The organism is Lutispora saccharofermentans, assembly GCF_024363565.1.
In the GTDB taxonomy this organism is placed as follows: Bacteria; Bacillota; Clostridia; order Lutisporales; family Lutisporaceae; genus Lutispora; species Lutispora saccharofermentans.
This window is the reverse complement of the sequence record NZ_JAJEKE010000002.1, coordinates 61,439-83,102: the sequence shown is the minus strand read 5'-3', so window position 1 is coordinate 83,102 and position 21,664 is coordinate 61,439. Positions and strand designations below refer to the sequence as shown.

Below are 21,664 nucleotides of genomic sequence, written 5' to 3'. Positions count from 1 at the left end.
TTTAAAAAGGCATATGCCGTATTACTACGCGTTATCCGCACCACGATAAACGAAAACATATCTGGTCATTCTGAGAGCACAGCTCGAAGAATCTCAAATTAGATCCTTCGGGCGCAGCCCTCAGGATGACAAGAAAGCCGGTCTTTCATAGCAATGACAGTTTTGTAAAATATTTAATGCGTTATATAAAAATTTCTTTAATTCAAGTATATATAAAAAAATGGCAAGCAGTATATTCTATTGATAGCTCTATTTCCGGTGATTTTTGCTATGTTTATATAAAAAAAGACCTCCAAAACCGTTATGGTCGGAGGCCCTTTGTCAAATTCCCTATTTTTGCGTCATCTTCGCCCGATATTGGGAAGGAGTCATTCCTAATTTTTGCTTAAATTTTTTTGCCAGATTCCCGTTATAATCCACACCGCATTCGTCAAAGACTTGGGTTATGGACAGATTGTTGTCGCAAAGCATTTCCTTGAGCTTGCTGAACTTTACATCTTGATAATAGCTATAGGGCGTGATGCCCGTATACTGTTTAAATAAACGGGTATAGTGATACCTGCTCATGTGAACAATATCCGCCAGCTTATCTATGTCAAATTCCTCTTTCCAGTGGTCGTCTATGTATTCTTTTCCTTTCATAATTTCTTCTCTGTCCTGATAATACCTGGATGTGATAAAAATAAACACGATAAATAACAATTGATCATTGCTGTCGCGTATAGGCAAGGCAGTCATGTTGTGGAACATGCTTCCGGAAACCAATTCTTTATTATCTCCCAACCGTTCAATGATTTCCTGATGCGGTACTTTCACATCATATGCGTAAACAGTTTCTCCCTGAAACGCCCTCAGAACAAAGTCTTTGACTCCCCACCTTTCAAGGTTGGGATTCAGCAAAATATTATGTTTTTTATAAAGCCTTTCAGGGTTTGATATCTTAGCGAACTTTAAATACTCTTCATTGGCCAAGAGCATCGTGCCGTCCGGCGTGCATATGTGCATAGGATAGGGAAAGTGCTTCACGATTTGGACAAACAGTTCTTTGTTTTCATACAGTGACTGAAAGGGCCATGAGTCTTCGTGCTTTCTTTGTTCATATAGGTCATATATGTCTTTAGATATCGCCGGCCCCTTTTCTTCTTGAATCGGGGCTTTTTTGCGTCTTCTATCTTCAGGTTTAGCAGCGTCTTCAGGAATAAGCCACAGGTTTCCCTTTTTCACCGCACCGCCTATTCTGCCCTCAACACAGTACAGCGTCACGATCCTGATCCCAAGCCCCCATTTTTCACCGGCTTCCTTCACGGTCATATAATCCACAGGCCATGCCCCCTTTCAATATGCTGCCTGGTTTTATTATATTGCAAGATTTAGCATATTGCAAGAATTGGCAATGTAATGTTGAGTCTGCGGGGCGGCATGGCACCGCCCCTACAAGCTCCACAGCATGCGGTAATTGTCAACCAATATCTTTTCTATAGCTTTATAAGCCTTTTCTAATCTTTCTTGAGTGTCAGCATTTTCAGCTTCCGAGCCCTTTTCTGCTTTTAAGCTTATGGAATACTTCAGAACAATATCATCCTTTATCTTGCTCTTTCCTTCTCTATCAAGCTCTTCCACATCCTCTGCTTCTATAGAGGAATTACCATCATTGTCAATCATGATATTTTTATAGGTGATCCCGGTTTCAATATCATCTTCTCCGATGTCTTCAACACCTGCAAAAATTTTATAGTTAAAATCCTTTCCTGCTATATTATCTATCTCCGATTTAATCTGAGCCTTCATATCAGCTATTTGGACCCTTGCAGGATTTTCATCAGGCCCATTCTCTCCTCTGTTTACATATTCCAGGAAAAATAAAGAGGCAAACAGCAATAGAAGAGATGCTAAAGCTATTCCTGCGGTCCCCAATATTTGAGTCTTGTTTTTTTCGATAAATTTCATAAGAGGACTGGAAATCTCATAATCTATATCCTTTATCATCATATCCAACAGTTTGTTATTGCAGCCATATAGTCTTTTCCTTATCGCTTTATCCTTAATGGCTTCTCTGTCATCATTTATAAAATAATTCTTCACTGCATCTTTATGGCTTTCATAATTGAGAGTATTGGTGAAAACATTGTTTTCAAAGGACCATATTATATAATCGTAAACCGAAGCTTTCCCTCCATTGGAATAAATATAGCCCAGCATTTGCTCCGCATCATATTTCGGCTCCCTCACAGTTCCCCCTTGGATAAATGCCATTGAAATATTCTCTAAGCTTGAAGGCTCAATATTGCTTTTATAAAGCTTCTTTATCAGGGATTTCATATTATCTGCGTATATGCCATATCTCTTATCAAGCATTCTTTCCCTGATGCTGCTCCTGGCTTTTTCGCCGTCTTCCGCCATCAGGCCCCTGATATCCTTCAGTATTAAATATTTCTCTTCATCTGTGCCGAGCTTCAGATAATCCAGATTTATTATGTCTTTGCTCTCTAATTGGCTTAATTCTATGTTTCTATATATATATTCCTTTACTCTCTTCAGAATATATTCTCCGTACTCCTTGCAGGCTTTGCCGGCCTGGGGCGACCCAGAGTTATTGCAAAGCCCGGGGATAAACTGATGTATCTCCTTTCCCATATAGATCTTGTCCCTTGACTTTTCTAAAAAACCCAGCAGCTTATCCAGAGTTCCATTTATGAAAAATCCCTCTGAAACAACCTTATAGGATGTATCAGCCCAGAATTTGATCTCATTGAAAAGCTCCTTCAGGCCGGTTATGCTATTCAGCCTTTCATTGAAATAATCCTCTATGATAAATAGGGCATTATATTTGAAGGTCATATCTATCAATTCTTTAAGGAGATCTCCGTCCTTGGATATGGTCTTAAATACCTGGGAGGCATAGCTTGCATCTTTAAAGGCCTTGCTGTTTTTTATAGCCAGCAGTATTATAAAAGCTATTTTTACATTAACGCTACTGTCGCCAAATCCGTAATATCTCATATAGGACAAAATGGTATTATTTGTCGGTATATACCGGCTAGCCTCCATCAAATCCTTCTTTTCCTTATCCAGCAGCTCAAGGAAAACACCGTCCAGTTCCTTTTTATCAAGCCTGTTGGTTTTATTTAAATACTTAAAAAAGCTTTCCAGGATTTCTTCCCTATTATCGATGAACAGCTGTTCATCTCCGTTTCTGATCTGAAAAATCCTGCTCAGCTCATCATAGGTTTCCAATTGAATCCGCTTATCCTGCTTCATATCCGCTAAAATAGGCTGACAAAATCTATAAAACTCCTCAGGGCTTTTGCCGCTCATCATGTTTTCCCATATAAAATCTAAATAATCATGATGGTCTATATTAAAATCATTATATGGAATCCTATTTTGAGACAGATCGAATACATAATCCCTTTCATACCTGCTGTCGCCCATTCTGATGCTGCCCTTTTCAACAAAGGTTATATTTATATACTTTTTCGCCTCTGCTTCCCTCGAATAGGTCATGAACCCCATATTGCTCTTCAGATCATAGGGCAATCCCATAAAGATATGCTTCAATAAAACTTTGGCATACAGGGATATATCCTTTGCCTCCACATTCAATGATATATACAGCTTTTTCTTCCCCTCGACAGTCATAAATGCTGCATAAAGCATTTTCTTGAATATTTCTTTGGTTATTCCAAGCTTCTCGGTAAGCACACGCTTGTTTGCCTTGAGGTCTCCTGCATCATCATACTGCAGCCGGCTGATCTGCTCTATCAGCTTCCCTTTTTCTATGTCATAACTCGAAGCAAAGCCTTCAGCAAATATTAATCTGTTGAAGTCCTTCAGGTACCCTTCCTTTTCATTGCCCGGTATTATAAAGTTATGGGTGAAAAAGGTATTCCTCAGTCCGGTGAAGTCGGCGCCCACATAAGAAGTATTCCCTATGATCAATTCGCCGCTTTCAACCTGAAAGCAGGTCAGGCATTGAGGGAACTTGCTAATATCCCTTTCATCGATCTCTTCCAGGCTTTTTGGCGGGCTGTAGAAACAAAAGGGATGGAGATACTTCTTTATGAAATTATCATTCAAGCCCTTGGATTTCGCTATGCTGTCATAACCCTCGGCAGAACGGAATATGCCCCTTCTCTCTCTTGTATAATACTGCTGCTCTATCACTTAGACCTGCTCCCTTCTATATAACCAAGCTTATATAAAAGCCACAAAAAAGGCTCGTCTACTCTAACGGGACTGACTATCCCTTGAACTCTTCTATCTATCGGATTGCTTCCCAGCGCTGATACCGCAAAAAATGCTCTGTCTTTAAAATGCACTTCCAAAGCATCCGTAAAGGCTCTGTCAACCTTTTCCAAAAATCTTTTTACTTCACCGTCTATATTCTCAAATTCTGTCAGATTAAAAGTGTTCTTGTGATTTACATTGTAGAATATATTACTATTCTCTTTTATATACTCATCCTCTGACAGTATTCTCAGCATATCGCTTTTTGTAAGGACCACGGCTGTCGGTATATCGGTCTTGCCCTTTTCCTGATGTCCGATAAAGTTTTCGAAAAGACTTATTATAACCTCCCTGGGCTCATCATACTTGGAGGCAAATTCTCCCGAATCCTCACCTTTCTTTATATCAATTTTATTTCTTATGGTCCTTATTTGAAGGGGGTCTACCAAAAATAAAATACCTGCAGAATTCTTTATATGAGTTGCAAATATATCCATATAATCCTGGTCTATCATACCTTCGCCCGCCACATCAAAAAAGACTAAAGTGACAGGGGGTTTGTTTTCATTTTTAAACTTAAACTGAAACATCAGCGGCTCCTGCCTGACTTCTTTTTGTGTCGGATCAAATAATACTCCCCTGTCATACAGCGGCTCCTCATAGGATTCCCTGAATTTCTTGCTCACATCAACGCTTACGGGGAGGCAAGCAGCATCAAAATTGTAGGCGGTGAAGTTCTGGAGGGTATGTATCAGCGAGGTCATATATACAGATTTTCCTACCTGGGATGCTCCCACTATTGATATAATATTGCTGGGAAATTTCCCTGCTGTTATAGGCAATTCATTATGGCATTTGGGGCATAATCTTTTATTCGTGGCTATGCCGTGTTTGTCTATTATTTGGACCAAAACCCCGTCTGCATACTTCTTGCTCTCCTCGGGTATCCGGTCCAGATCCTCGATGATCGCCTCCATATCGGGCAAAGGCGCCAGATTAAATTTGCTTCTATACTCATTCAGAAGCCTGTCCTCTTTCAGAAAGAATTCCTCATCATCTTCCTCTGCATGTGCGGCCCTGAAAACTACTTCCTTGGGAGAGTATTTCTTAAAGCAAAAAGGACAGACTATATCATAATAGGGTGGTATATGCTCTTTCTTGTTCCTCCCGCCTAAGCTTTTTTTAATATTATCAAATATGCCCATTTTTATCCTCCTACTCCCGTATTAATTCATAAATCTCGCCGTATTTTTTGCCGTCCTGAAAAAATATTCTTATGCTGTCGTCTTTTTTGATCTCTATCTCCGGCAGCTGATTTCTTCCTACATTAAAATCCTGATTAAAGGAATAGCACTTGCCATCATCCTTATTTATTGGACTGGCCCCTGATTTTATTACGTAGCAAAGCGCTTCTTTTTCTATGGCCTTATCGCATCTGACAATTATTTTAATGATTTTTGTATCCTTAAATAATCTTCTTTTTTCCTTAATGGAATAAAATATGTTAGCCTTGCCCAGGCTCAATGTTATCCTGTTATCTATCCCATTTTGATCGATAAGCAATAGCTTCCCGTTTTCTTTCACACATGGGAAAATCCAATATGTGATCTTTTCTATTTCATTTATTCTTTCATAATATCCGTAGAACTCTTTATATTCTTCTTTTGTGTATAACCTGGCGTTATTATTATTGATCATGTCTGCGGTCGCTGCTTCATCTTCACAAGACTTGTATATATATACGAAATCTATCCCATTGGGCCAAAGCCATTTCAAAACAAGCTTGTCTCCATCCACAAAACCCTGAATGTCTTTTATTTGCCCTCCCGATGATGTGCGCTCTCTATATTCCACAAAACATCCCCCCTAAAAGCTTCTACTTTGGGTTTTGCCTATATCCCTTGATCCTCTTGAGCTTGATTCCTTCCGGATATCCGCATTTTTCTTCCCTGTATTTTGAGCTTCGTTGATACCTACGGCGAAGGGGAAGAGAGCAAATATTGCCGAGAGGGAAATATCCGCCAGCAGCCTGTGGAAAAAGCCCATCCACGGCGCCAATCGGAAGCCTGCTTCTATTATTGCTCCCCCTGCTATGCCTGCCAATAATCCTCCCAGTGCAAAGCTTCTTGCAATATATTTATCATCAAACAGCACTCCCACGGAAATTCCTATTATGGCGCCGATAACGGCTATAAAAGCTATTCGCATTATTGAATAAAGAATGCTGTAGGAAGTGCTCCCATGCCTTTCTCCTACCAATAGCCTTAAATCTTTCTCCCTGTATATCTTGTTGAATATATTTTCAACATTTTCAACTCTGGATACATTATAGTAATTGCCTCCTGTGGCCTGGGATATCCTCTTCAGCATTTTTACATCGCTGCCCGCCATTCCTATAGAAAATATAGGGATATTGGATTCTATATAGGGTTCCAGTGTCTCTTGAAAAGTATCGGCCAGATTAAAGTTATCTCCTCCGTCCGATAGGAGTATAACCATTGCAGCCCTGTCATCTTGAGCCGCATTATATATATCTGAAAAGGCATTTAAAATAGCGCCTTTGATATTCGTCCTTCCATCCGGTATCTTGTAATCATCAAGCTTACTTAAAATATTGCTTTTGACCTCCGGGGTCACAGCCTCCATATTTTGAACTTTATTTACATTGTCGCTGAAAACAGAAACAGATATTCTGTTTTGCACATTCATTTCAGCGATCAGGCTTTCCACGGCTTCAAATCTTTTATTTTGCGGGTCAGTGTCTTTCAGGCTGCCCGAATTGTCTACCAGTATAACTATATCATCTATATTCCTTGCCTTTTGAAAATTCAGCCCATAAATATATTGGAAAAGGCCTGCGCATAAGAACAATAGAACAAGGGTACAGGGAACAAGATATTTCAGGGAGCTTTTATAATACTTGCTCGTCCAGCTTGCACTGATCAAAACAGGCCTTATTTTTTCAGCCAATATGCACATTATACCGATAAACAGGGCTAAAATTCCAAAATACATCCCCATCAAAACAGTGCTGGGCCATACCAGCAAAAATTTATCAATGAGCCATTCTCCAAAGAAAAATCCTAATAGCCCTCCGGTCATACTAAAGCACAGCATTAAAATGCTAACCCTTCTTTTTACCATTTACCTTTCCCCCTTAAATAGAACTCAAACCCTAGCACATTGAACGAGACTTCATTGCTATGAAAGTCCAGCGACCTTGTCATCCTGAGGGCTATGCCCGAAGGATCTAATTTAAGATTCTTCAGTCGCTTTGCTCCTTCAGAATGACAGGAAATACTTTCGTTTACCGTTGTGCGGGCACCGCGCTGCACTCTTATATCAGTCAGTACAACACGCCACTCACAAATAAACAACAGATACAAATAATAAAACCCCATCCGTGTTTCCGTATCCATCTGACCCCAGCGGTATACTCAAAGCTAGAGGCTAGAAGCCAGAAGCTAGCAGCTGACCCATAAGGAATACCATAGCTTCAGAACTCTGAGCTCTGAGCTCTGAAACCTAATATTCGATGCGAGGAAGCTTATCCTCATCTATTGCATGTAATCTATAGCCCTTTTTCATAAATATTTCATAATACTTCATGGCATTTTTTCCATATATGACATCCTCTATCGTGAATCCTCCCATAAGGTTGAGCTTTTCAATCCCGCTGGTCCTTCTCTCATGTATACAGCCTAGTTTATAGGTCCTGCTGCCATGATCAAGCTCAAAAGCATAACGGATAAAATCGCTGTTGTAGTTGCCGAATAAGTACTTTTCCTCATATCTATGCCTTGTGGTAAAATTCAATATATAAATATTTACCTTTCCATTATCTTCAAGTATATCATATAGCTTTTTAAATAATTCTTTTTTAGTCAATATGTCTCTTTCATCGTTAAACTTGATATTGATATTCGCCCTGTCATGCAGTTCATCCTCAAAATTCCTGTTAAAGTATTCTGTAGGGAGGATGTATTTATTGCAGCTATCTATCAGCTTCTCCATTAATTTCGCATCATCTCTGTTAAGCAGCTCATATATATTTCCAATAAATCTTTCTTCGAAATAAAAATTATCTCCGTATTTGGCTTTAAAATCTTCTATTATTTTTTTAACCACTGTTTCATAATATTCTTCTATATTTTGTCCCAGATATTCATCCTCCTGCTTAACATTTTTCAATAGGCATTTTTCTATCCTGCTTTGAATATCGAGCAATCTGTTGATATATTTTTCTAAGTCTGAATTGAGCTTCAGCAAAATCTCTTCATATTTATTCACAATGCATTGCTGTCCTCTGAGCTTCAATATCTGAAGCTTATGCCCGTATATCCTCTCCAGCATGCTTCGTTTGAAATTTCTCATTGCACTTTTTTGATTGAAAAATATTTTTTGCATAGGGCCGAAATACACCGGTTCCTCATATATGGCATCCAATTCCTTATTGAGCCTGTTGATATCCCTCTGAATGCTTTTATTTAATTCGATTATCTCATTGGATATCACATTGCCCTTTGTCCATAGATAAGCGCAGTATATACCCAGCTCCGGCTTGTTTATTATGTTTTCCCTTATATCCCTTATCACTTCGTTCCCCAGGTCCAGCGCTTCAATATTCCTTTCCATCTGCTTTTCATAATTATCTTGAAAAAATTTGCTGCATACATCATTATAGAGCTTTTTTTCTGCCAGACCTAGGTTCATGCCCTGCAAGTCCGTAAAGGAAACGTTATTGGTCATAAGGCACATCATATCCTCAACATCAAAGCTGTCTTCAGTTATGTCTGCCACCGCGGCCTCAATCCTGTCTGCATCCAGGCCCAGGGCTTTCATTATTACCGGATTATCACAGCTTCCGTTATCCTTCAGCCTTTCTATCAGCCCTCTGTAAAAATTATATAATACGGCAACAGCGATGGCGCTATTCGGTCTTTTTACTTTGGATAGCCCGGCCGTAGCATAAGAAACCCTCGGGGAATTTATGCCGATATTGTTCTTGAATTGGTTGTTATTATATATCCCATTTTCGGCATCGTAGGAACTCTCATCAACGCTCCTGTTTTTCAGCAGGCTTATATAGGATATGGTCTCATAGTTTTTCCTCAGTGCATTCTCCAGTATCAGCCCTGCTTCATTCTTATCGCTCAGCAAATAGACCAGATCAAATATGGGAGTGCTATTATTTGAAACATTTATTTCTATTCCTTCTTCGAGCACTTCCAGGGGTGCATTGAAATTATAATCCTTTGATTGAAAATATTCTATTTCTCTAAAAAAGCTCATGGCTGCAGCAGAATAAAAGCCGAAATTATCCTCATGGTTTCTTTCCAGGATCAACGTATACAAATCCGCCGATACGATCTTAAAATCCTCATAAAGCTTTGCTTTCAAGAGCAAAGCTATTTCAGGGATCAATATATTCAAGGGATCATCTGCCCTGGTAATCAATGATATATTGACCTTTTCAAAGTTGGAATACATACGCCCATATTGCAATAGATCATTCTTCAGCCTTCTTATGACATCGTTCAATTCTATCAGGCCCTTTTCATCTTTATAGAAGCTATGGCTGATATGGGCCCTTAGATCCTTATAATCAACCCCTGAGCATTGAATTTTGAAGCCGGGCGTATTTTCATCACGGCATTTATCCTGAGAATATATATGGAAGTATAATACTCCGCTGCTATTATCCCATTTGCCCTCTATATCCTGTCTGATACAGCTTATGGCATCATAAACCTTATCCCCTACAAATACAAATATTGCGGGATTAAAAGCAGTCCTTTGTTCATCCTCTATATTCATGCTTTTATCCGCAGAAAGAGCATACCCTTCCGCATATTTGATGATCAAGTCTTCCATAGCGTCCTCCTGAAAATACTATGAAAATTGTGAAGCAATTTTCATGTCTCTAGCCTCTGGTCTCTAGCCTCTGGTATTTGGGTATTCCTCTAGGGTCTGGGTTACGGGGAACACGGATTTCACGGCTAGGAGTGTTTATTTATCATATATGTCATCCTGAGAGAGGAACGACCGAAGGATCTAGATTCTTCGCTTACGCTCAGAATTTGCATGTGGTACCCACACTACGATAAACGAAAACATTTCCTGTCATTCTGAAGGGCAAAGCGACTGAAGAATCTTAAATTAGATCCTTCGGGCAGAGCCCTCAGGATGACAACGAAGCTGGGCTTTCATAGCTAGGTATTCCTCCAAGGTCTCACTCAACAATTTCACATAAGTTTAACATTATCAAACCTTGTTTCCGTTCCCCTCCGTGCTAATCCGTGACTTTCCGTGTTCCCCGTCTCCTCTCATTCTATATTTTTTCTCAGCTCATTCAATTTTGCCAGCATATTCTTATAAAAATCATAAATCTCTGTCCCGTTGATGAGTTCGTCCTTTGTGAATTCCAGTTCTTCTTTGCAGGCGGAGCAAATTTCCATCAGCGAATTTACCTTGCCCAAAAGCCCGGAAATATCTTCAGAAGAGCTTAATTCGTCACTCCTTTTTTCGGCCCTTCTCATTATCAGCGCTTTTTTCTTCTCATCAAGTCCGGTAAATCTATTAAAGATTTCGTATTCGAAATATTTCTTGACCCTCAGCAAGTTTATCAGCGATTCGCAGCCGTCTTCTTCCTTTTCATTGTCAAACACATATTGGGCTCCCTTTTTATAGATGGTGTCCGTATACATCACCTCAATAAACTGCTCCAATACCTTATCCTTATTCTCCATTGCTTCAAAGACGGAATTCAGGCTTTCTATCTTATCTTGTATTCCCTCGTATTTTTTCAATTCTATCCTCAATAGCTTTATGAGCTCCGGAGAACGGGTGAGGTTTACAAAAGCCCTTTCCTTGTCAAAGCTGCTGAATATATCCCTCCTGCCTTCCTCTTCAATGCCTGCTGCCATTATATTTTTCAGATCCGTCAGACATCTTTTCATTTCGGAGAAATTAGGCTGCTCGTTGGGCAGCACTAAATTATAGGCCGTGAGGTATTTATCCAGATCAAAAGCCTTGGTGATTATGCATTCAAACCGGTTGTTGGTGCCGCTGTTTGTTTCCTTCTCCCTGATGCAGCCAAGCTTGCACGCCTTATCAAACATTACCCTTATTTCATCATTATACTCCTTTATCCTTCTTGAGCTGTAGCTGTCTCCCCAGGACTGGACAGGAATAGGCGAGGGCAGATTGGCCCAGTTATTATCTTTAGTCTGGGAGAGATGCCTGCCGATGCCTTCTCTCTCCCGGATGGTGCGTTCATAGGCCTCTTCATATATCTTAAGCGGCGTATATGCATAAAGGGGTATGCCGTTTTTTGTATTAAGCCAGAATATCCTGTTCTTTACTTCGCTTTCCTTTATAGTAAAGGTGGATTTGCCCAAAGCATTGGTCTGATAGTTTTTTATACCCTTTAATATGCCGGGAGCTTTTATGGGTACGGATACAAAGCCCCAGGACGGGAAGTCAAGATTGCCGTCGCTGTTGCTGAGATTGAAAACCGGTATAGCGTCATCGTCCAATCTTTTGGCGATATTCTTTTCCACCAATTTCTCTATCAGTTCGCCTTCGCCATATTTTATTATTAAAAAGTCCTCCATGGATTTTGTTATTAAATCCCCGAATTTATCCGACATAAAATCGCTTATGCTGCCCACGATATCTATATCCTGCTCTTTGATCCACTTGTCCGAGCTGTCTAAAAGCTCCCTGGTAAAGTTCCTGATCAGATCGTCCTCATCCTCATTGGCAAAGGTCTTATCAATGGTCTTCAGCACATCGGGAATATTTACCACATTCCAATAATAGGTCTTGCCTCCTTTATGCTCTACTTCTTCACTGCTTACCAGTATGCTGCCGTTTTTCTCGAATATTTGATTGAGGGCATTCAGTATTTCGGTAAATACATTATATATCTTATTATTCGCATCATTTATGAGGTTGAATAAATCTTCGTAAAACTCTATGATGTATCTCGTTCTTTCTTCCTCGGCCTTGGTCATATACTCATTGATCTTAGCTTCTATATAATCGTTCTTTTTCTTTTCTTTATTGATAATGGCCTTCCTTGCTTCCAGGAGCTTGTCATCGGCACTGAATTTCAGTTCATCCTTATACTGTGGAAGCCTCTTCAAGCTTTCCTTTAAAGACTCGATATAGGATTGTATGGTCTTTAGAACGCAAAAGCCCGTGCTATTGTTAATAAGCCTTGACACATAGAAGGGGCCCTGATCGGCATTTAAAAACATCCTACTGATCTGAGCATTGAATTCCTCCAATATTTCTCCGGGAAGCTGTCTCCTCACCTTGATATACTCTTCCCTTATCCTGGTCAGGCAGCCTTCCAGCTCATTATCTATATTGATGGACTGGGTCTTGATCACATTATTGAAACTAAATCTTTCACTATGCCGGTAGCCCGGGAGCATATCCGGCACATTCTGCTCAAATCTTCTCTCTATGGAATCCTTGTTCATCCTGTTTTGCCCCATAAAATCATCCACATCATTTTCCTTCGGCCCTGCAGTAAACATCTTTTCAATCTTCTTAAACAGCCTGTAGGCGAGATAGGTGGTTATCTCTTCTATAGGAAGCACTGCAGATGATGCGCCGATGATATTGTATTTATAGTTCGCACTATAGGGGTGGGTCATCTGTGCGATATTAGTATTTATATTGCTTATATAATCGTGTATAGCAAATTCTTCACCGGAATGCTTTTCTTCATTGGCCATAAAGTTGGTGATGTTCTCCGCCGTTACATTCATGCAATAATCATAGGCATTCTCCAACAGCTTGCCGTCCGTATTGGTGGCGGATATCAGATGGCATAGATTAAAAGGCGGCAGCGGTGAATCAACAGTCAGCACGTCCCTGTACTTTTGCTTGAAGCGTTCTCCTCTTTCAGCCACATTCATCCAGTAGTCCAGTTCCTTCAGTGCGGCATAGCCGTTCTTTTTGATATAATCCTGGGTATGGCTGCTCAGGCTCGGGCTGCTCAGGTTTACATCAGGAGTAAAGAGGTAGCCCAATATATTGACCCGGTCTACACCCGCACTTCCAAATCTTCTCTCCATAAGCCCCCTGACCATATATGCAATATCCAGATAGCATCCGCTTCCCGTACCGCCTGAAAGCCCTGTGAGGATAAACACCATAAGCTTTTGGCTTGTGCCCTCTAAAAGCACATTTATCTTCTTTTCAATCCCTTTTACTACTTGGATAGCCTTGGTAAACAGCAGCAATCTGCCTGCCTGCCTTATTCCGTTGGCTCCCGTTATACCGTCCTCAACATTCAATTCCGGCGACAGCCATTCTGCAATGCAGGGGTCCAATATGCTTCTGTTTTGAAGTATGCTGCCTATCTCCGGATTGGAAAGCAAGATCAGCTCATTTATAGGGTCTAAGCCTATTCCCTTGTACTTTTTATTTCTGTCATGCTGATTTGTTTCCAAAGCCAGGAATTCCATGTTGTCTGGCTTTTCTTTCTTTCTCTTGGTCAGCCTATCCTCAGGCAGATTAAATCTTCTGTTTATCTGGTATTTTAATCTGAGCAATGCATCAATGCCGGTTCCGCCTATCCCTATGACCAACATAGGATTATCGATGGTGTCCACTCTTATTTTATCGCTTATAATTCCGCCGCCCAGCTTTACATCAAGCTGTTCTATATGTTCCTTTACTATAGCCTTCATAAATTCTCCTCCTTAGAATAGAACTCAGAGCTCAGAACTCAGAGCTCAGGGTGAATGTATTCCTTTCGGGTCTTAGGGAGCGTGGAACCACTGAAAGTCACTGAATTTTTCACGAAAAAACACGGAAATATTTTTTATTTCACATAAGTTTAATATTATCAAGCCTTCAGTGCTTTTTTGTGGAGCTTCCGTGTCTTTCCGTGGTTTCCGTCTCCTCATAAATATCGTTACAAATAATATTCCAAAGCGATGCTTTTTGAGGTATTTTCCAAATTTATTATTATCCTGTCGTTTATTCTGATTTGATATCCCTTGCCCGCATCTATGATCCTCCCTGATTTTTGTATCGTGCAGGATGATCTATTTTTCAAAATCAGCGAATCATTTTTGCCTGCTTCAAATATGATCTTCTCCGTTTCCTTATATTCCGGAAGCAGCTGCAATAAATGGTGGAGACTGACCTTTCCCTTGTAGTTATCGAGTCTCCTGTATTGAGGGGGAGCCGACTTCCCCGTATTATCATCCTTGATCTCCAGCATTACCTGGCCCGGCAGGATTTTATTTGCCCTTTTTATGATGGGAATGCCGATTATGGCAAAAGCAATGGCCAGAAATCCCCCTACTCCCAATAGTATATAGGGCAGCAGCGCTGCGGATTCCAGTGTAAAGCTCAGGCTTATATTCTCGCCCTTTCCGTCATCTGCCGTAATACTAAATTGAGTCTTGCCCTTTTCCTTTCCTGTTATGTTCAAAAAATTTCCGTTTATCGAAGCTTGAGCAATATCAGGTTTTTCATTTACAACAGTATAGGTCATTGCATCGTTATCCGGGTCACTGAATATTTTACTGAGGTCTATTTCCTTTGTCCTGTTCAAAAATACTTTCTGGTTTCCCGGATCCTTTAATATTATTGGGGCCCTGTTTTGAATATCTATAATGACTGCTTCGCTTTCCTTAAAAAAGCTTTCTGTTTCTATTCTGGCCTTTAATTCGTATTTACCCTCTTCGGAGAAGGTATATGCTCCTGAGAAATTCAGCCCTTCATTCTTTAAATCTATCTCCTGATCTGAGGCCTTATCAATATTAGTCACTATCAGCTTGGCCTTAGAGGACTTATATATCTCCGGATCGCTGACAGGCTGTCCGCCGCTCGACATATGGCAGGAAACATTTACACTGTCTCCTGCATGCATATCCTTGCCGGGGTCAAGCTCCATGATGATATCTATATCATAGTTAAAGATCAGGTTTATTTTTATCTTATCTCCGGAGATTCCCTTGACCTTTAACAGCCATTCTCCCTTTTCCGGATTCAGTATCTTTAGCATGGAATACTTGCTGGAGGTAGCATAATATATGCCGTCGGAGTTTATATCCCTTTCCTTGCCATTATTATCATAAAGCTTAAGCTCTACAGGGCTTTGGGAAAGCATGGATATATTTGCCTCTACTACATTGGAATCAGGTATGGGTATCTTGATATCCTCAAAGCTTCCTGTACCGGTAAAATAGCCCGGCGATACTATCTTCAACTTCAAATGATCCGCAAATATTTCACTCAGTATCTGGGGAAGATCCTCTGCCCTATCCGTTATGAAGTCTTTTGCCTTTGTGCTTTCGGATAATGATTTAAGCTCATCTTTGTCCACACTGCCATCCACATTCAGTCCTATTGTATATATTGGGTAGCCTTTATATTGGGCTATCCTCAATGCTTCTTTTTTGTCTGCTTCCGACTGGCTCAGGGTCCTTTTGGACTTTCCCAGATCTGTTCTGCCGTCCGAAAGCAAGATGATCATGGGCTTGTGTGCATCGTCCCTGTTTTTATCAAGCATTTCCGCTGCCCTTCTCAAGGCTAAGCCTATATCCGTATCTGATTTTCTGGGAATACTTGCTGCCATGTCCTTTAAGCTCTGCTTATCCTTGGAGCTCTTTATCTCCGTCAGCTGCTTTTCTGCAATAATGCTGTCATTATAGGCGATTATACCGATCTTATCCCCTTCTATGGAGCACATATCTATAAACATTTTGACAGCTTCTATGCTGATCCCCTTAGGATCGCTGAATTTCATGGAGCCGCTCGAATCCAGCACAAGCACCGCATCTATTTTGGATGGCCCCGCAGACGGAGCATAGGCATTAGTTATTGATGCAATTTGAAACAGTATTATGATAGCAACAATTATGGATTTGGTTCTTTTATTTATTTTAAGCATATATTTCATTTACCTCCTTTTTTTAATGAGGAGTGAGGAATGAAAAGAATACTCCTCATTCCTAATTTTTTCATCGTTTTCCGTCTCCTATCTTCGTGACTTTTATCTTCGGTATTATCTTAAGATATTCACTATCTATATAAAGTTGTTCATCGCCGGTATAATAGCCGGCAACAACTGCATTTCCTGTTTTAAAGCCGCCGGAGTGCTCCAGTATGATATATCTGTCTCCATGTGAATCGTCAAGACTCTCATTTATTATTGATAGCGCCTTATCAGTGCCTTCAATCACATCTACAATATTGAGGTTCATTATAAAACCATATTCAGGCTTGCTTTGTATATGAGCCATCAAATCCTTGTAGCCTTTTATCTCAACAAAGGATAGTCTGTAATATCCGTCGGCTGGTTGATAATAGCTCAACAGGCCTTCAAATTGGCCTACAGGATTGCTGACTTCTATGGTGCCGTCAGCCAGCAAGGCCAAATCATCAGCTTCCGCTCTGAATATTTCTTTGAAGCCGTCTTCCGCTATTTGATACAACACATATTTGGAATTGCGAAGGTCGCTGGTCCCTTCCGCCAAAATAAAAGGATGGCTTTCATTGTATTCACTCTTTACAGCAATTCCTTTTATTGATGTTCCATCATTGAATACCTCTGTGGTCATATCGATTATGCTCGCATCTTTTTTTTGCATGCATAATATCAGGGTACTCATTCCGCCGGATACATCGCTCGCTATAACAGATACTCCTGAATCCCATTTATCTTTTATGACGCTCATATTATCAAACATCTTGTTTCCATATTTATCAACGAGCATCTTTTGGGGCTCTTCTTCTATCCATTTTATCTGCGCTTCCTTTATCAAATGACCGGTATCCGCATAACCGGCCAGAGCCTCATATAGCTCTACAGCCTTGGCATACTCTTTGCCGTTGATATAAGCCCGGCCATCCTCTAGAAAACTATCGGTGTATTGTTTGAGCAAGCTCTTGATCTCCGCTCTCTTTGATTTGTTGAATTCAGCCTGAAAGCTGCTTTCGTAGTAAGCTGCATGATCGGCAAAGGCCCGATAGCTCACGTAAGCCTTGTCTTTGCCAAAAACACCCTTAAGGTAGCTTAGCATCTCCTCTTCAACCCAGGAGCTGTCCATTTTATGCTGCTTATTTGCCTGTATTATTTTGACCGCCTCATCAAGAATACTACTATAGGGGCTGTTTTTAAACATATGACCGAGCATGGCATGATCGTATTCCTTATAATAACCCTCTATCTCATTGTGCTTCTTTTCTTCATCTCCATAATATTCTGCCGGTATGCTCAATAAATCGCTTTTAAACTTCTTGTCCTTAAAATCATTTTTGCTTATTTTCCCTCTCATATCCTTGATCAAACGGTTTTTATAGTCTAAAAAAGCCGTCTTAATATTATCTTCCACTTCATAAAAATCTGCTGCTTCAATAAATATTTTGTGTTCAGCCTCATCTCCTTGTTTCTCAATCTTTGCTTTGTCAGCATTATAAGTATTATATATATCCAGCAGCTCGCTGATATCATTTTTCTCTCCAGCAGGCAAAGCCCTCTTGCTCAAGGCTTTAAGCTTTGCCTTCGTTTCGGTGACATGAGCCAATTCGGTCAATCTGTCATTTATCAGCTCATCTTTATAATCAAAATACTTTATATTATTGGACTTTTGAAAGTACTCTTCCGACAAAACCAGGCTGTTTTCCTTATAAAGCTTTTCCCCTTGATTCATATATCTTATTTTATAATATATGGTGCCAAGCTTTAAAACTGCCAATGCGAAGAGCAGTATCCCAATAACAAGTATTAAAAATCTCTGCTTTTTTAATTTTTTATAGTTATAGCTCAGCATTGTCATGATATATGTTCCTCCTTAGTAGGGCTCTGGAGTATGGGTTACGGGGAGCACGGATTTTCACGGATTCCCTTCACGGATTAACACGGCAGGAATTTTTTATTTCCCATAGGTTTGATTTTACTGCAATTTCTTTGTTTCAATCTGTTTCTGTTGTGCTGACTGATAAAAGAATGCATTGTGAAGGAGCTTAGAGTTTGTTAGCGAAGTATAGGAACAGTTGCGTCAACTGTTTGAGCCTATATACTGTTAAATCAGAAAACCATATAGCTTACTTGAGTCTTAACAGCAATGATAAACGCTACATGCGAGTTTTGACGCAACCCTATGCAAGCTTACAAAGTCTTAGCTTCGGAGCTTTAGCAATCGTTATCAGTCAACATAACAGGCTGCTAAAAATGAGTTCTGCAGCAAAATCAAAGATAGGCTCCAAAGTCCGCATCTCCTCTGTATTTCTCCTTGATAACCCTGAATGTCTCCTCATATAAATCCTGCCAATCAGGCTTATTATTGCTCGCCAGCAGGCTGCATAATCTTATCAATCTGTTTTTTCTCATATATCCGATGTATTTGACTATAAAATCCTTATAAATGTCTATATAGCTCTTGCTCTTCAGCATGGCTTCACAGGTATTGATGATGATCGCCTGCCCGTTTCTTTCGTCCAAAACCTGCTCTTCATATCTCACAATATAATCCATGACCTTTTTTGTTATGAGATCATTGTTAAGCTTAATGATTTCAAAAATATATCCGATTAAATCCTCATTATAATCCTCTACAATAAGAGTGTCCAATTCCAGATCCATATCTTTTCTTAATTCAAATCTTTTAAGGCATTGTATTTTTAATTCTCTTATAAAGTCATTTTGTATAATGGCGCCAATCTCCCTCAAGCTTTCATAGGCTTCCTTAAAGTTTTCCGACTCGAAATCCTTCATGGCGCTTTGTAAATCCTGCTCCATATCTTCTTTCATCTTGCCGATGTCTTCTCTGACTATCCTAGCTAAAGTATATTGAATATGCTTTTTATAGTAAAGCCTTTGCACAAATATCTGCAATGCCAATACAGCAAAGGCAGCAAAAACGCTCAGCAATATTTGATTAAAATTTGCTGAAAAAGCTATCGCCGTAAAGAAAGCCATAATTATTAAAATATTATGTATGGTATAATGCTTCTTGGTTATAAGCTCTGTTTGCTTAACAAGGCTGATAAATTTTGATTTGCCGCAGCTGATGCAGGGCTTATAGGATAATGTGGTATAGGTATTGCAATTTAAGCAATAGCTCAATTTCTCATAGGAATATGGGGTATGGGAAAATTCCTTAAGCTTGACCAGCTTCCTTTCTATCACGCTATTCCTCCTCATTGAGCAGCCTTAAAAGCTCTTCATCAATTTCCTTGGAATTTTCTACACCTTTGCTTATCCTGATATAGAAAATAATCCTGTAAATTGCCAGAGCCCCGATTACTGCCATAATAATATAAAAAGCCACATTAATCACCTTTATTCTTGACAAAATATACAATTCAAATTTATATCTCCAATATTCATTATACAATATTGACGTAAATACAAGAAGGATATTGCATAAACTTTTACAATTTGATAAAAAAATAGAGCGTCATGCACTCTGTAAGCTCAATGACAAGCTTCATAAGCAATAGCATCCATGTATAGTCACGTATAGTATATAAAAATTGATGACACTAATTCACTGAGCCTAAGAAAATCCTAACGCTTTCCAAAGGTCATCCGTGACCTGGAAAGCTTGCTCGGCGTCCGTGCCTCACATACGGCTTTTCTAAGGCTCAGCTCATAAGGGTCATTGACAATTTTTATATAAGCATACTTAGTCTATACATGGATGCTATTTTACTGTATCGGAATGCTCATAGAGCGTCATGCGCTCTATGGAATATTTTCATCTATGCAGCTTTCTACTTCCGGGGCTGTGGGCAGTTCCAGTACAGCGTTCAGGATGCCTTCTGCAGCTTCTTTTGAGGTGTTTTTGATCACATGCCGTGCTTTCAGGATCTGTGAAGCGTTCATGCTGAATTCATCCAATCCCATGGCTAAAAGCAGCGGGATCATTCTCTCATCGCCTGCGGCTTCACCGCACATGCCTACCCTGATGCCTTCTGCATGTCCATTATCTATGGTCATTTTTATCAAGGATAGTACAGCAGGGTGAAATTGATTGTACAGATGACCGACCTTCTGATTTCCCCTGTCTACCGCCAGAGTATATTGGATCAAATCATTGGTGCCTATGCTGAAAAAATCGACTTCTTTCGCAAAGGCTCTTGAATGTATCGCGACAGATGGGATCTCCACCATGATTCCTATTTCAATATCTTCATTAAAATCAAGGTTTTCTTTCCTTAGCTCGGCTTTGACTTCCTCTACCATTGCCTTAGCTCTTCGGACTTCCTCAATGCCGGAAATCATGGGGAACATTATTTTGACATTTCCATAGGCACTTGCTCTGAGAATAGCCCTTAGCTGGACCGCAAAAATTTCCTTCATATCAAGGCAGAACCTGATGGCCCTATATCCTAAAAAGGGATTCATCTCTTCAGGGATGTTCAAATAAGGGATACCTTTATCTCCACCTACATCCAGGGTTCTTATTATGAGAGGCTTCTTGCCCAGCTTTTCCGCAGCAATCTTATATGCCGCAAACTGCTCTTCTTCCGTGGGAAGCCTGTCATTATGCATATATAGAAACTCCGTCCTGTAGAGTCCCACTCCTTCACCGTCGTTTTCCATCACCATGTCCACATCTTGGCAGGTGCCGATATTTCCCAACACCTCCACCTTATATCCATCCTTGCTTATGCTCTCCTGCCCCTTCATCTTGTTTAATTCCTCTTGCAGCCTTTTTATACTCTCCGCTTCCTTTTCATGAAATGCGATTTCATCCTTAGTAGGATTTATTATGACTTCACCTGTATTGCCGTTAATAATAATAAAATCATTTTGCTTCGCAATATCAGTAATATTTTTCAATCCGCATACCAAAGGGATATTCATGGTCCTGGCCATTATTGCCGTATGAGAGGTCCGGCCTCCTGCTTCTGTCACTATTCCCGCTATCATATCTTTATTTATCTGTGCAGTATCAGATGGAGCCAGATCCTTAGCCACAATAATAGTTTTTTCATTTATTTGCAGCAATTCTTTTTGCTCAGCCTTCGATAGAATCCTGAGCAATCTGTTTGAGACATCTTCTATGTCGGCGGCCCTGGCTCTCATATACTCATCTTCCATCGCCTCAAACAGAGATGTATAAAAATCGGCTGCCTCACGAACGGCCCATTCGCTATTTACCCTATCTCCAATGATCTTTTCTTTAATATACGATAAGTATTCCGGATCCTCCAGAAACATTCTGTGAGCGGCAAATACATCCGCTTCCTTTTTCCCTGTCTTTTTTAAGGTCATCTCATAAAGGTCATCTATCTGCCCGGCAGCCTTGCTGATAGCTTCTTCAAGCCTTTGAATCTCCGCCTCGAGATCTGATATATGCCCCTTTGATATATTTAACTCAGGCTCTTTATAAATAAATGCCTTGCCGATCCCAATGCCGGCTGAAATCCCTAAGCCCCTCACAAGGTCACC

Annotated in this window: 13 protein-coding genes; all 13 read right to left on the bottom strand. The window is 40.1% G+C overall.

Going from position 1 to position 21,664, the window contains the following annotated elements:
* Positions 1-330: 330 nt before the first annotated feature.
* Complete coding sequence (locus LJD61_RS03340) at positions 331-1,311, bottom strand: AraC family transcriptional regulator (protein ID WP_255226420.1); 981 nt, start codon at positions 1,309-1,311, stop codon at positions 331-333.
* 120 nt (positions 1,312-1,431) lie between these two features.
* Positions 1,432-4,164 carry a GAP1-N2 domain-containing protein gene (locus tag LJD61_RS03335; protein WP_255226092.1) on the bottom strand — a complete coding sequence of 911 codons (2,733 nt, stop codon included), beginning with the start codon at positions 4,162-4,164 and terminating at the stop codon, positions 1,432-1,434.
* Positions 4,161-5,432, bottom strand: a complete 1,272-nt coding sequence (locus LJD61_RS03330; RefSeq protein WP_255226091.1) for a TRAFAC clade GTPase domain-containing protein — start codon at positions 5,430-5,432, stop codon at positions 4,161-4,163. The genes LJD61_RS03335 and LJD61_RS03330 overlap by 4 nt, the downstream gene beginning before the upstream one ends.
* Positions 5,433-5,442: 10 nt before the next feature.
* Positions 5,443-6,081 carry a hypothetical protein gene (locus tag LJD61_RS03325; RefSeq protein ID WP_255226090.1) on the bottom strand — a complete coding sequence of 213 codons (639 nt, stop codon included), beginning with the start codon at positions 6,079-6,081 and terminating at the stop codon, positions 5,443-5,445.
* Between the two features lie 12 nt (positions 6,082-6,093).
* Entirely contained in the window at positions 6,094-7,371 is a 1,278-nt protein-coding gene (locus tag LJD61_RS03320; protein WP_255226089.1) for a VWA domain-containing protein, read from the bottom strand.
* The gene (locus LJD61_RS03315; RefSeq protein WP_255226088.1) at positions 7,365-7,613 is read right to left on the bottom strand and encodes a hypothetical protein; all 249 of its coding nucleotides are present in this window, start codon (positions 7,611-7,613) and stop codon (positions 7,365-7,367) included. Before LJD61_RS03315 ends, LJD61_RS03320 begins: the two co-directional genes overlap by 7 nt.
* Before the next feature lie 139 nt (positions 7,614-7,752).
* A complete protein-coding gene (locus tag LJD61_RS03310; protein ID WP_255226087.1) occupies positions 7,753-10,101 on the bottom strand; it encodes a hypothetical protein in 2,349 nt (782 codons plus the stop codon).
* Between the two features lie 452 nt (positions 10,102-10,553).
* Complete coding sequence (locus LJD61_RS03305; RefSeq protein ID WP_255226086.1) at positions 10,554-13,937, bottom strand: tubulin-like doman-containing protein; 3,384 nt, start codon at positions 13,935-13,937, stop codon at positions 10,554-10,556.
* Positions 13,938-14,164: 227 nt separating this feature from the next.
* Positions 14,165-16,153, bottom strand: coding sequence for a vWA domain-containing protein (locus tag LJD61_RS03300; RefSeq protein ID WP_255226085.1), 1,989 nt, complete (start codon positions 16,151-16,153; stop codon positions 14,165-14,167).
* Between the two features lie 70 nt (positions 16,154-16,223).
* A complete protein-coding gene (locus tag LJD61_RS03295; RefSeq protein ID WP_255226084.1) occupies positions 16,224-18,041 on the bottom strand; it encodes a hypothetical protein in 1,818 nt (605 codons plus the stop codon).
* Between the two features lie 413 nt (positions 18,042-18,454).
* Complete coding sequence (locus LJD61_RS03290) at positions 18,455-19,393, bottom strand: hypothetical protein (protein ID WP_255226083.1); 939 nt, start codon at positions 19,391-19,393, stop codon at positions 18,455-18,457.
* Position 19,394: 1 nt separating this feature from the next.
* Positions 19,395-19,535 (bottom strand): hypothetical protein, encoded by a 141-nt coding sequence (locus tag LJD61_RS03285; RefSeq protein WP_255226082.1) that lies wholly within the window; start codon positions 19,533-19,535, stop codon positions 19,395-19,397.
* 416 nt (positions 19,536-19,951) lie between these two features.
* Positions 19,952-21,655, bottom strand: a complete 1,704-nt coding sequence (gene ptsP, locus LJD61_RS03280) for a phosphoenolpyruvate--protein phosphotransferase (RefSeq protein WP_255226081.1) — start codon at positions 21,653-21,655, stop codon at positions 19,952-19,954.
* Between the last annotated feature and the right edge of the window lie 9 nt (positions 21,656-21,664).

What these genes read in the sequence shown, in the direction of transcription:
- LJD61_RS03340 (WP_255226420.1), bottom strand. Translation starts at nt 1,311, where the DNA reads ATGACCGTGAAGGAAGCCGGTGAAAAATGGGGGCTTGGGATCAGGATC.
- LJD61_RS03330 (WP_255226091.1), bottom strand. Translation starts at nt 5,432, where the DNA reads ATGGGCATATTTGATAATATTAAAAAAAGCTTAGGCGGGAGGAACAAG.
- LJD61_RS03320 (WP_255226089.1), bottom strand. Translation starts at nt 7,371, where the DNA reads ATGGTAAAAAGAAGGGTTAGCATTTTAATGCTGTGCTTTAGTATGACC.
- LJD61_RS03310 (WP_255226087.1), bottom strand. Translation starts at nt 10,101, where the DNA reads ATGGAAGACTTGATCATCAAATATGCGGAAGGGTATGCTCTTTCTGCG.
- LJD61_RS03305 (WP_255226086.1), bottom strand. Translation starts at nt 13,937, where the DNA reads ATGAAGGCTATAGTAAAGGAACATATAGAACAGCTTGATGTAAAGCTG.
- LJD61_RS03300 (WP_255226085.1), bottom strand. Translation starts at nt 16,153, where the DNA reads ATGCTTAAAATAAATAAAAGAACCAAATCCATAATTGTTGCTATCATA.
- LJD61_RS03295 (WP_255226084.1), bottom strand. Translation starts at nt 18,041, where the DNA reads ATGACAATGCTGAGCTATAACTATAAAAAATTAAAAAAGCAGAGATTT.